At 73.6% G+C, this 11,909-nt stretch carries 11 protein-coding genes; 9 read left to right on the top strand and 2 right to left on the bottom strand.

Translation table 11 applies throughout. The features are described from left to right. The first annotated feature begins 312 nt into the window (after positions 1-312). Both ABT247_RS26265 and ABT247_RS26260 read left to right on the top strand, forming a co-directional pair. Positions 313-1,410, top strand: a complete 1,098-nt coding sequence (locus ABT247_RS26265) for a GAF domain-containing sensor histidine kinase (protein ID WP_350746747.1) — start codon at positions 313-315, stop codon at positions 1,408-1,410. Next, complete coding sequence (locus ABT247_RS26260) at positions 1,403-2,056, top strand: response regulator (protein WP_350746741.1); 654 nt, start codon at positions 1,403-1,405, stop codon at positions 2,054-2,056. The genes ABT247_RS26265 and ABT247_RS26260 overlap by 8 nt, the downstream gene beginning before the upstream one ends. A gap of 17 nt (positions 2,057-2,073) precedes the next feature. Here the strand turns inward: ABT247_RS26260 and ABT247_RS26255 are convergent, their stop codons facing one another. Continuing rightward, entirely contained in the window at positions 2,074-2,877 is an 804-nt protein-coding gene (locus ABT247_RS26255) for an Rv1486c family protein (protein WP_350746738.1), read from the bottom strand. A 149-nt stretch (positions 2,878-3,026) separates the two neighbouring features. On the opposite strand from ABT247_RS26255, the gene ABT247_RS26250 reads away from it, so the two are divergent. From ABT247_RS26250 to ABT247_RS26225, 6 genes are all read left to right on the top strand, one after another. Then, a complete protein-coding gene (locus ABT247_RS26250) occupies positions 3,027-3,818 on the top strand; it encodes an ABC transporter ATP-binding protein (protein ID WP_350746735.1) in 792 nt (263 codons plus the stop codon). Between the two features lie 172 nt (positions 3,819-3,990). Next, on the top strand, positions 3,991-4,413 hold the full coding sequence (locus tag ABT247_RS26245; RefSeq protein ID WP_350746732.1) for an NfeD family protein: 423 nt from the start codon (positions 3,991-3,993) through the stop codon (positions 4,411-4,413). 10 nt (positions 4,414-4,423) lie between these two features. Then, positions 4,424-5,476: an SPFH domain-containing protein gene (locus tag ABT247_RS26240; protein WP_350746729.1), complete on the top strand. Its 1,053-nt coding sequence runs from the start codon at positions 4,424-4,426 to the stop codon at positions 5,474-5,476. A 304-nt stretch (positions 5,477-5,780) separates the two neighbouring features. Then, positions 5,781-6,539, top strand: a complete 759-nt coding sequence (locus ABT247_RS26235) for a sulfite exporter TauE/SafE family protein (RefSeq protein ID WP_350746726.1) — start codon at positions 5,781-5,783, stop codon at positions 6,537-6,539. A gap of 84 nt (positions 6,540-6,623) precedes the next feature. After that, complete coding sequence (locus ABT247_RS26230) at positions 6,624-6,929, top strand: 4a-hydroxytetrahydrobiopterin dehydratase (RefSeq protein ID WP_350746723.1); 306 nt, start codon at positions 6,624-6,626, stop codon at positions 6,927-6,929. Positions 6,930-7,166: 237 nt separating this feature from the next. Continuing rightward, a complete protein-coding gene (locus ABT247_RS26225) occupies positions 7,167-9,239 on the top strand; it encodes an outer membrane protein assembly factor BamB family protein (RefSeq protein WP_350746721.1) in 2,073 nt (690 codons plus the stop codon). 94 nt (positions 9,240-9,333) lie between these two features. On the opposite strand, the gene ABT247_RS26220 is transcribed toward ABT247_RS26225, so the two are convergent. Next, positions 9,334-9,864, bottom strand: a complete 531-nt coding sequence (locus tag ABT247_RS26220; RefSeq protein WP_350746719.1) for an HNH endonuclease — start codon at positions 9,862-9,864, stop codon at positions 9,334-9,336. A gap of 293 nt (positions 9,865-10,157) precedes the next feature. On the opposite strand from ABT247_RS26220, the gene tyrS reads away from it, so the two are divergent. Then, the gene (tyrS, locus tag ABT247_RS26215) at positions 10,158-11,426 is read left to right on the top strand and encodes a tyrosine--tRNA ligase (RefSeq protein WP_350746744.1); all 1,269 of its coding nucleotides are present in this window, start codon (positions 10,158-10,160) and stop codon (positions 11,424-11,426) included. Positions 11,427-11,909: the final 483 nt, after the last annotated feature.

The following is an 11,909-nucleotide window of genomic DNA, read 5'->3' as shown; positions in this document are numbered from 1 at the left end:
GCCCCCTCGCTTCTTCCTTTCGGCACCGGCGCGCCCCTTCGACTCGGGGCGGGGGTGCCCACTCGCCTACGGGGCGCTCGTTCGGCTCGGGGCGGTGGGTCCGGCGGCCTAGGTCGCCGGACCTGGGGCCGGGGCGGCCGGGGGCGGACGCGGGGGCGCTCCCGGCGGCGGTAGTTTGGCGGTATGCCCAGCTCGACCGGTGACCACCCGGCCCCCGACGGCCCGCCGCCCGCCTGTGCCCCGGCGGACGGAGCCGATGCCGCCTGCGACCCGCTGGCCGGCATCGAGGCCGTCAGCCGGGCCCTGCTCGCGATGAGCCGGCACCTGGAGGTCCGCGAGGTGCTGCGCCGCATCACCGCCTCCGCCCGGGAACTGCTCGACGCCGAGTACGCGGCCCTCGGCGTGCCCGACGACCACGGCGGCTTCGCCCAGTTCGTCGTCGACGGCGTCACCGACGAGCAGTGGCGGGCGATCGGCCCGCTGCCCCGCCAGCACGGCGTGCTCGCCGAGATGCTGCACGAGACCGGTCCCACCCGGCTCGCCGACGTCCGCAAGGCCCCCGCCTTCGAGGGCTGGCCCGCCGCCCACCCCGACATGGACGCCTTCCTCGGCATGCCGATCCTGGACGGCGAGGCAGCCGAGGACGAACCCCAGGTGATGGGCGTCATCTTCCTCGCCAACAAGCGCGGCGGCGGCCTGTTCACCGACCACGACGAGGAACTGCTGCGGATCCTCGCCGCCCACGCCGCCCTCGCGCTCTCCAACGCCCGCCTGTACGAGCGCAGCCGCGAACTCACCCTGGCCGGCGAACGCGCCCGGATCGCCCACGACCTGCACGACGCCGTCTCGCAGAAGCTCTTCTCGCTGCGGCTGACCGCCAACGCCGCCGCCAAGCTCGTCGACCGCGACCCGGGCCGCGCCCGCGCCGAACTCGCCGAGGTCGCCCGGCTCGCCGCCGAGGCCGCCGACGAACTGCGCGCCGTCGTGGTCGAACTGCGCCCCGCCGCCCTGGAGGAGGACGGGCTGAGCGCCACCCTCGCCTCCCAGGTGCAACTCCTCGACCGGGCGCACACCGCGGACGTCGCCTTCGCCGCCGACGGCGTGCGCGCCCTGCCGCCGGCCCAGGAGGCCGCACTGCTGCGGGTCGCCCAGGAGGCGCTGCACAACGCGCTGCGCCACTCCGGTGCCGGCCGGGTCACCGTCACCCTGGCCGGGACGCCCGCGCGCGGCGCGCTGCTGCGGGTGCGCGACGACGGGCGCGGCTTCGACCCGGAATCCGTCCGCCGGGCGGGCCGCCACCTCGGGCTGGCCTCGATGCGCGACCGCGCGGCCGCCGTCGGCGGCACGCTCACCCTGGAGTCCGCCCCCGGCCGGGGGACGCTCGTCGAGATGGAGGTCCCCGGTGCCTGAGAGCACGCCGTCGATCCGCGTCCTGCTGGTGGACGACCACCAGGTGGTCCGCCGCGGGCTGCGCACCTTCCTGGAGGTCCAGGACGACATCGAGGTGGTCGGGGAGGCCGCGGACGGGGCCGAAGGCATCGAGCGGGCCCGCGCACTCGACCCGGACGTCGTCCTGATGGACCTCAAGATGCCCGGCGTCGACGGCATCGAGGCGCTGCGCACCCTCAAGGAGGAGGGCAGCCGGGCCCGGGTCCTGATCGTCACCAGCTTCACCGAGCACCGCACGGTGGTCCCCGCGCTGCGGGCCGGCGCCGCGGGCTACGTCTACAAGGACGTGGACCCGGAGGCACTGGCCGGAGCGATCCGCTCGGTGCACGCCGGCCACGTGCTGCTCCAGCCCGAACTGGCCGAGGCCCTGCTCTCGGACGACGGCCCGCGCGCCCCGCAGGGCCGCGGCGGCACCCTCACCGAGCGCGAGCGGGAGGTGCTCGGCCACATCGCGGACGGCCGCTCCAACCGGGAGATCGCCCGCAGCCTGCACCTGTCGGAGAAGACGGTGAAGACCCACGTCTCCAACATCCTGATGAAGCTGGACCTCGCCGACCGCACCCAGGCCGCGCTGTGGGCCGTCCGCAACGGCGAGGCCGGCGGCTGACCGCCCGGAACCCCCGCCTAGCGGTCGTCGCGCTCGTCCACCAGCGCGTTGTAGGCGGCCACCTGGGCCCGCCGGGCGGTGCGCCACAGCGGTGCCAGGACGGATCGGCGGGCCGCCATCTCGGAGGCGCTCACGGCCGCGCCGTGGCCCTCCGCGGCGATCGCCAGCAGGGCGGACACCTGCCGGGCCGACTCCAGCACCCGGACCGCCCGCGGCGGGTAGCCGGGCGCGAGCAGTTCGGCGTGGCCCCGGCGGCGGTAGGCGTCGAGGGCGCGCATCGCCTGCGGACCGGCGCCGGCCACGTCGAGCCGGGTGAGCAGGACGGTCGCCTCGCGCAGCCCGTCCGCGAGCTCGCGCTCCGCCTCGTGCAGCGAGGGCACGTCGGCCGGCGGCGCGTCGCCGACCTCACTGCAGCGCCATAGCACGGTGGCCGAGCGGTCCCCCTCCGGGCCGTACACCGTGATCTCCGGCACCAGACCGAGCGGCACGCCCACCGCGATCACCGCCTCGCCGGCCGCCAGGGCCCGCTCGTTGAAGGCGGCCGGACCGGTCAGCCCCAGCGGGTGCCCGGCCGCGGGCAGCGCCAGGCGCAGGCCCGTGGCCCCGAGCACCCGCAGCCGGCCCAGCGCCCAGGTCAGCCCGTGCTGCTCGCCCGGTGCGTCCCCGGGCAGTCCGGTCACCCGGTGGCTCTCGTCCGAGCCCAGGACGGCCGCGGCGGCGTCGTCGGGCGGCACCAGGCCGCCGAGCAGGGCGCTGCCCCAGGCGGCCAGCCGCCCCGAACGGGGCTCTTCGTACGGATTGTCGGCAGGTGTCGCGAGCATCCGGCCAGCCTACGGAATCGGCGGTCATCCGCGTGGCGTAGGTTTGCCCATGCGTGTGCGGCGCACCCACCCGTGCCCCCCGGCTGCCGGAGTAGGCTCGCCGCCCGCATCGACGGCCGAGATTCTTGTGTATTGGGGAAGGCGTAGGCATGAGCGACGTGCTGGAGCTGGTGGACGTATCCGTGGTCCGGGAGGGGCGCGCGCTGGTCGACCAGGTCTCGTGGTCCATCTCCGAGGGTGAGCGCTGGGTCATCCTGGGCCCCAACGGCGCCGGCAAGACCACCCTGCTGCAGATCGCCTCCTCGTACCTGTTCCCGACCTCGGGCAAGGTCTCGGTGCTGGGCGAGAAGCTGGGCGAGATCGACGTCTTCGAGCTGCGCTCCCGGATCGGCCTGGCCGGCGCCGCCATGTTCGACAAGCTGCCGGCCGAGCAGACCGTCCTGCAGACGGTGCTCACCGCCGCCTACGGCATGACGGTCAGCTGGCAGGAGACCTACGAGCAGTCCGACGAGTCGCGCGCCCTCGCCCTGCTCGACCGGATGGGCATGGCCAGCCTGACCGGCCGCAAGTTCGGCACCCTCTCCGAGGGCGAGCGCAAGCGCACCCTGATCGCCCGCGCCCTGATGACCGACCCCGAGCTGCTGCTGCTCGACGAGCCCGCGGCCGGTCTGGACCTCGGCGGCCGCGAGGACCTGGTCCGCCGGCTCGGCGCGCTCGCCCAGGACGAGTTCGCGCCCGCCATGGCGATGGTCACCCACCACGTCGAGGAGATCGCCCCCGGCTTCACCCACGTCCTGATGATCCGCCAGGGCAAGGTGCTCACCGCCGGACCGATCGACACCGAGCTGACCGCCCGCAACCTCTCCAAGTGCTTCGGCCTGCCGCTCACCCTGGAGCGCCACGGGGACCGCTGGTCGGCCCAGGGCCTGCCGCTGGGCTGAGGCGACGTCCGGTGACAACCTGACCATCCGTCCACCCGTCAGCCGTCAGTGCCCGACACAGCCGTCCATCTCGCGCGGGGCGCCGGAACCGGTCGCACGTGCGACCGGTTTCCGCCCCTCGACCTGCGGGAACTGTCCGCCTCGAAGCCCCTTCGCTCCCTAGGATGGACGTGTGGACAGCTGGATCTGGTGGCTCCTGGCCGCCGCAGCGCTCGGCATACCGCTGGTGCTCACCGCGGTGCCCGAGTTCGCCATGTTCGCGATCGGTGCGCTGGCGGCGGCCGGTGTGGCCGCGCTCGGCGGGGGAGCGGTCCTGGAGACCCTGACCTTCATCGCGGTGTCGGCCGGGCTGGTGGTCTTCGTCGGTCCGATCGCACGCCGGCAGCTGCGGAAGGGCGATCAGGTCAAGATGGGCATCGAGGCGCTGCGCGGCGCCACCGCGGTCGTCGCGGAAACCGTCGACGGGGAGGGCGGGCGGATCAAGCTCAACGGCGAGATCTGGTCGGCCCGCGCGCTCAATCCGGACAGCGTGTTCCAGCCGGGTCAGAAGGTCGACGTCGTCGAAATCCAGGGCGCGACCGCCCTGGTCGTCTAGGGGAGAGTCCGTGGAACCCGTCCTTATCGTTTTGGTCGTCCTGGTCGTGGTGGCCTTCATCGCGCTGATCAAGACGATCCAGGTCATCCCGCAGGCCAGCGCCGCGATCGTGGAGCGCTTCGGCCGCTACACCCGGACGCTCAACGCAGGGCTGAACATCGTCGTCCCGTTCATCGACCGCGTCCGCAACCGGATCGACCTGCGCGAGCAGGTCGTGCCGTTCCCGCCGCAGCCGGTGATCACCCAGGACAACCTGGTGGTCAACATCGACACCGTCATCTACTACCAGGTCACCGACCCCCGGGCGGCCACCTACGAGGTCGCCAGCTACATCCAGGCGATCGAGCAGCTGACCGTCACCACGCTGCGCAACATCATCGGCTCGATGGACCTCGAGTCCACCCTGACCTCGCGCGAGGTCATCAACGCCGGCCTGCGCGGCGTCCTGGACGAGGCCACCGGCAAGTGGGGGATCAGGGTCAACCGCGTCGAGCTGAAGGCGATCGAGCCGCCGACCTCCATCCAGGACTCGATGGAGAAGCAGATGCGCGCCGACCGCGACAAGCGCGCCGCGATCCTCACCGCCGAGGGCCAGCGCCAGGCGCAGATCCTCAAGGCGGAGGGCGAGAAGCAGGCCGAGGTGCTCAAGGCCGAGGGTGAGGCCCAGGCCGCGGTGCTGCGCGCCGACGGTGAGGCGGCCGCGATCCGGACCGTCTTCGAGGCCATCCACGACGGCGACGCCGACCAGAAGCTGCTCGCCTACCAGTACCTGCAGACCCTGCCGGAGCTGGCCAAGGGCGACTCCAACAAGCTCTGGATCATTCCCAGTGAGGTCGGCGACGCGCTCAAGGGCCTGGGCGGCGCCTTCAACGGGCTGACCGGCAACGGCGGCGCCAACGGTGGTGGCACGGTCACCGCGCCGAGCGTCCCGCCGGCGGCTCCGGCGGCCACCCAGGTGCCGCTCGACCCGGCGGCCGGGCCGCGGCCGGTGGACGTCGAGAAGGGCGCGGCCCGTCCCCGGGTCGACCCGACGCGGGAGTACCGCAAGATCGACCCGGAGTGAGGTGACCGGGCACATCCGGTCCAGGGCCCGCCGCCCGCTGGTGGCGGGCCCTCGGCGTGCTCTGGGGGCCCTCCGGCGTGCTCCGGCGGGCCCTCGGCGACCGGCGGCCCTCGGCGTGCTCCGGGGGGCGGTGCCGGGGGCCGGGGCGGCCGGGCAGCCGCGCTCCCGCCCGGACCGGTTCTGCGGGGTCGGCAGCCGTGGCGCCCGGCGGTGTGGCGTACGTCCCGAATGCTGGGCGGCCCTGGTCCGGCCGGTAAGGGTCCGGCATGATCGCCTCGGACAGGACCGCGAGGAGAGGTGACCCATGACGCTCTGGGAGGCGATCGCCGTCCTGGTGGCCGGGGTCGGCGCCGGGATGATCAACGTGATCGTCGGCTCCGGCACCCTGATCACCTTCCCGGTCCTGCTCGCGGTCGGCATCCCGCCGGTCACCGCCAACGTCTCCAACTCCTTCGGCCTGGTGCCCGGTTCGCTCAGCGGCGTGATCGGCTACCGCCGCGAGCTGGCCGACCAGGGGCGCCGGCTGCTGCGGATGGGCAGCGCCTCGCTGCTCGGCGGGCTGCTCGGCGCCCTGCTGCTGACCAAGCTGCCGAGCGGAGCGTTCGACGCGATCGTCCCGGCGCTGATCCTGCTCGCCCTCGTCCTGGTCGTGGTCCAGCCGCGGGTGGCCAAGGCCGTCGCCGCCCGCCGCGGCCCGGGCGGCGACCCGGACGGCGGCGCGGTGCTGCTGGCCGGGGTGTTCCTCACCGGCATCTACGGCGGCTACTTCGGCGCCGCCCAGGGCGTCCTGCTGATGGCGCTGATGGGCATGCTGCTCCAGGACGACCTGCAGCGGATCAACGCGGTGAAGAACGCGCTGGCGCTGATCGTCAACGGCGTCGCCGCGCTGTTCTTCCTGTTCACCTCGACCGTCGACTGGACGGCCGCCGGTCTGATCGCGGTCGGCTCGCTGGTCGGCGGGCTGCTCGGTGCCAAGGTCGGCCGCCGGCTCCCGCCCGCCGCGCTGCGCGGGGTCATCGTGGTGGTCGGGCTCGCGGCCGTCGTCAAGCTGCTGGTGAGTTGACGGCGGGTCAGACGCGCGCCGGTCAGTAGGCTGGCCCGGTTCGCACCTCGACCGACGACCACGACGACCAACGGGAGCGCACCGGTGAGCAGCAGGGCACGGCTGAGCGAGGACGAGATCACGGAGGCCCTGGCGGCCCTTCCGCAGTGGACGCGGGACGGCGACAGCATCGCCCGCAGCGCTGACGCCCCCGACTTCCCGGCGGCGATCCGGGTGGTGGACGCCGTCGCCGAACAGGCCGAGGCGCTCGACCACCACCCCGACATCGACATCCGCTGGCGCACCCTGCGGTTCGTCCTCTCCACCCACAGCGCCGGCGGGCTCACCGGCCTCGACTTCACCCTCGCCGCCCGGATCGACGAGGCCCTGCGCGCCCAGTCGGCGGCCTGAGGCCGGCTCCCGCGCCGCTTCACCCTCGCCGCCCGGATCGACGAGGCCCTGCGCGCCCAGTCGGCGGGCTGAGGCCGGCTCCCGCGCCGCGCGGAGGGCCCGGAAGGGGGGCCGACCGGGGTCCGAGCGGGCCGGCCCGGGGCACCAGGCCGGGGCACTCGGGCGGGGCACTCGGGCGGGCGTGAGATGCTGACTGCCGCAATCGGCAGGCCGGCGGGGGCTGGGAGGGACGTAACGGTGGCACAGGAGCCCTTCGGAGACGCCCACGCCCCGCACCAGTGGTACCCGCAGGGCGGGTACCACGAGCCGCCGCAGCCGCCGGCGCCCGGGCAGTGGGAGCAGGCGCCGCAGCACGACGGGCGTCCGTACGACCACCAGTCCTACGGCCAGCAGGCCTACGACCACCAGTCCTATGGCCAGCAGTCCCACGACGGCCAGTACGGGCAACCGTACGGGCAGCACGGCGAGCAGGTCGGCGGCGGCTACGGCCCGACCGGGTACGTCGAGGGCGGTTACCTCCAGGGCGAGTACGTCCAGGGCGGGTACGGGCAGGGTGGCCACGCCCAGGGTGGCCACGCCCAGGGCGGCTACGTCGAGAACGGGTACGGCCAGGGGCAGTACGGCGACCAGGGGCAGTACCACGGCCAGGGGCCGTACCAGCCGTACCAGCAGCCGTACGCGGGCCACGACCAGCCGCCGTACGCCGCCCCGCACCAGGACCAGGCGCAGCAGCCGGCGGAGGAGCCGCTGTACGTCCCGGCGGACGCCGAGTACTCGGCCGACGGCTACGTGCAGCTGGAGGAGGCCGCGGGGGAGCTCGAGCCGGCCGCGGAGGATGCACCGGCGGAGCCCGCCGCTTCGCCGCGCGCCGCCCGGCGCGGTGCGGCCGGTGGTGCCGGGAGCTCCCCGGCGGCGGCCGGTTCCGGCGCGCGGTCCGGCTCCGGCGCGTCGTCACTGGTGGTCCGGGCCCGGGCGGCCGCGGACGCCGTGCTGACGGGGGAGCACGTGCCCAGCCGCCGGGCCCTGATGGTGCGGGCCGGCGCCGGACTGGCCGCACTCGCGGTGCTGATAACGGCCGCGCTGACGGTCGGCGCCGAGGGCGGCGGTAGCGCGTCCGCGACGGGCAGCGGCGAGCCCGGCTTCTCGGTGGCGCACGCCAAGGCCTGGTCCGCGCAGCCCGCGGCCGCCCCCCAGGGCGGGGGTGACGACACGCTGGTCGGCAGCTGGCTGCTGGCCGACGCGGTGGTCCGGGCCGACGGCACCGGGGTGCACGCCTACGACCGCACGGCGGGCAAGCCGACCTGGTCGGTCGAGCCACCGGCGGCCGGGGCCGTCCCGTGCGGGCTGTCGGCCGGCGTGAACCCGGCCGGGCTGGGCGCGGCCCTGTTCCGGCCGCAGGCGGACCCGAAGAGCCCCTGCACGCTGGTCGCCGCCGTGGACACCAAGACCGGCAGGACGGCCTGGACCAAGACCCTCTCCGACACCAAGGACGCCTACGCCGCGCAGATCGGTGTCACCGAGGACAAGGTCATCGCGGTCGGCGACGACCGGGCGGTCGCCTGGGACTCGACGGACGGCAAGGACGTCTGGCAGTACACCGGGCAGGGCAAGTTCTGCACCCTGTCCGGCGGCGTCAGCAACAAGACGGTGCTGGTCGCGTCCTCCTGCGCCGACTCCACGCCGGCGGACCAGGCCGTCGCGCTGAACACCGCCGACGGCAAGGTCTCCTGGTGGCGCGGCCTGAACAACCAGCCGAAGACCGTCTCGGTGCTCTCTGCCGAACCGGCCGTCGTGCTCACCACCGGAGCCAAGCCCGAGGACGACCGGGTGTTCGCCTGGGACGGCACCGGCGATCCGGCCGCCGAGATCCCGGTGGTCACCGACGGCGGCCGACTGGACGTCGCCCACGGTACGTTTTCGGCCACGCCGAACGTCTTCTTCGACGGCCGCACGATGGTCGCCACCCTGACCCCGGCGAACGGCGGCGGACCGGTGTCCGCGGTCGGCTACGACCTGGACACCGGCAAGCAGCGCTGGAAGGCGCAGACCGCCGCCAAGGGCACCGTCCGGGCGGTCGGGATCGACGGCGGTTCGCTGGTGCTGGCCGCCGACGAGCGCCGCGACCAGCCCGCCCGCCTCGGCCGCTTCCCCCTGGCGGGCGGCCAGGAGGCGGTGGGCGGCAACTTCCCGCCCGGCACCGGCTCGCTGCTGGTCTCGGGGCGGGTCGCGATCGGCGGCGGGCAGGTGGTCGTGATCCCCGAGCACGCGACCAACTTCGGCACGGCGGCGGGCTACCAGGCGAAGGGCTGAGCCCCGGCTGCGGGAGGGCCCTCCGCCTGACCGGAAGGGCCCTCCGCAGGGACCGGGTACCGGGACCCGGCTGCGCGGGATCGACCGCCGGCGGTCAGGCCGCCGGGACCGGCTCTCCCGGCACGGCCGGCAGCCAGTCGGCGAGCTCCCGGACCTCCGAGCCGCGCAGCCCCAGCGCGAGCATCAGGGTGGCCTGGGGCGTCGGCACGAACGGCCGCCGCAGCAGCTTCATCCCGGCCTGCTCCGGCGTGCGGTCGGCCTTGCGCTGGTTGTCCTCGGCGCAGGCGGCCACGGTGTTCATCCAGCTGTCCTCGCCCCCGCGCGACCGGGGCTGGAGGTGGTCCACCGTGGTGGCCCGGCGCCCGCAGTACGCGCACAGGTGCTGGTCCCGCGCCAGGACCCCGCGCCGCGACCACGGCGCCTGTTGTCGGAACGGCACCCGTACGTACCGTTGCAGCCTGATCACCCGCGGCACCGGAACGGCTACGCCCGTCCCGCGGATCGAGCGCAGCGGATGCGCCTGCTCCACCACCGCCTTGTCCTGGAGCACCAGGACGACGGCGCGTTGGAGCGACACCGTCGTCAGGGGCTCATAGCTCGCGTTCAGAACCAGCGTGTTGCGCACCGGGCACACCCTTCCCACGGGCGTGCCACGGCGGCACGACCGTCTCCACACACGTCACTGCCGCCGCGCGGCGGTGAACCCACTCTGAATGGGCCCCCAGCCGACGAACAACGGAATTTCCGGTGTCCCGGAGGCACCCGGGGGGAGCGGGCCGGGCGCCACGCGGGCCGCCTCGGGGGAAACCCGCTAGCCGGGACCGCGTAGGCTCTATCAGGCTGGAGTCGTACCGGCCCGGGGCCCGACCCAATCGGGCCGCCACCGGGCGGGCGCCCGATAGAAGGAGAAGCGTGACCGTGACGGACATCGTCGACGAGCTGCGGTGGCGTGGGCTGATCGCCCTGTCCACCGACGAGGACGCACTGCGCAAGGCGTTCGCGGACGGCCCGGTCACGTTCTATTGCGGCTTCGACCCGACGGCCCCCAGCCTGCACCTCGGCAACCTCGTGCAGATCCTCACCATGCGCCGGATCCAGCAGGCGGGGAACCTCCCGCTCGGCCTGGTCGGCGGCGCCACCGGCCTGATCGGCGACCCGAAGCCGACGGCGGAGCGTGTGCTCAACGACCCGGAGACGGTGGCCGGCTGGGTCGATCGGCTGCGCGGCCAGATCTCGCGCTTCCTCGACTTCGAGGGCCCGTACGCGGCGCGCATGGTCAACAACCTGGACTGGACCTCCGGGATGTCGGCCATCAGCCTGCTGCGCGACGTCGGCAAGTACTTCCGCGTCAACAACATGATCGCCAAGGAGGCCGTCGCCCGGCGGCTGAACTCCGACGCGGGCATCAGCTACACCGAGTTCAGCTACCAGATCCTCCAGGGCATGGACTACCTGGAGCTGAACCGGCGCTACGGCTGCACCCTGCAGACCGGCGGCAGCGACCAGTGGGGCAACCTCACCGCCGGCACGGACCTGATCCGCAAGGCCGACGGCAAGTCCGTGCACGCGCTGGCCACGCCGCTGATCGTCAAGGCCGACGGCACCAAGTTCGGCAAGACCGAGTCCGGCACCGTCTGGCTCGACCCCGAGCTGACCACCCCGTACGCCTTCTACCAGTTCTGGCTGAACGCGGACGACCGGGACGTCTCCAACTTCCTGCGGATCTTCAGCTTCCGCTCGAAGGAGGAGATCGAGGAGCTGGAGCGGGAGACCGCCGAGCGCCCGGCCGCCCGCCTCGCCCAGCGCGCGCTGGCCGAGGAGCTCACCACGCTGGTGCACGGCGCCGAGCAGTACGAGCGCGCGGTCGCCGCGTCCAAGGCGCTGTTCGGCCAGGGCGACCTCGCCGACCTGGAGGCGCCGACCCTGGCCGCCGCTCTGGCCGAGGTCCCGAAGGCCGAGGTGGCGGAACTCCAGCCGGTGGTCGACCTGTTGGTCGCCGTCGGGCTGGCGCCGAGCCGCTCGGCCGCCCGCCGGACGATCAAGGAGGGCGGCGCCTACCTCAACAACGCCAAGGTGACGGACGAGGAGGCGGTCCCGACCGAGGCCGACCTGCTGCACGGCCGCTGGCTGGTGCTGCGCCGCGGGAAGCGCAACCTGGCGGCCGCGGAGCTGGTGGCCGCCGGCTGATCGGACCGGCCGCACTGCGGCGGACCGGCCGTCCGTCAGTGATCAACTGGCTGAAAGTGCACCCGCTCTGAGCTGCGGTTTCGAGCCCCGAGGGCCGGATCTGGACAGATCCGGCCCTCGGCGTTTGACGATGCCCTCCGGGTGGCCTAGTGTTGAACGAGTCGCTGGAGCGGCCACCCCTCGTAGCGTCCCCCCCTCTCACCTCGATGCCCATTCGGTTGGGTTGGTCGGCGTATTCGTCGACCGGGCGTGAGGGTGAATTTCGAGTGACACTCGGAATGCGCTAACGTAGTGGTCGTCGCAGAAAGCGGCCCCGGCCCAGTTCGGGAAATCGGATGAATGAAACTCCGGAAAACGGAGCGGAAAGCATCTGATAAGCTGGAAACACGAACGAAGCGCCCGGAGGGCCCGCTGGAAGGCGGCCTGAAGGAAGTGTCCGTTCCTTGAGAACTCAACAGCGTGCCAAAAGTCAACGCCAGATAT

This window comes from Kitasatospora sp. NPDC001539 (assembly GCF_040298565.1).
Classification (GTDB): domain Bacteria; phylum Actinomycetota; class Actinomycetes; order Streptomycetales; family Streptomycetaceae; genus Kitasatospora.
Note: the sequence above shows the minus strand (reverse complement) of the source record. Positions and strands in the feature narration are given on the sequence as shown.

Excerpts from the sequence above, each read along its gene's own strand:
- ABT247_RS26265 (WP_350746747.1), top strand. The coding sequence starts at position 313 with ATGAGCCGGCACCTGGAGGTCCGCGAGGTGCTGCGCCGCATCACCGCC.
- ABT247_RS26255 (WP_350746738.1), bottom strand. The coding sequence starts at position 2,877 with ATGCTCGCGACACCTGCCGACAATCCGTACGAAGAGCCCCGTTCGGGG.
- ABT247_RS26250 (WP_350746735.1), top strand. The coding sequence starts at position 3,027 with ATGAGCGACGTGCTGGAGCTGGTGGACGTATCCGTGGTCCGGGAGGGG.
- ABT247_RS26235 (WP_350746726.1), top strand. The coding sequence starts at position 5,781 with ATGACGCTCTGGGAGGCGATCGCCGTCCTGGTGGCCGGGGTCGGCGCC.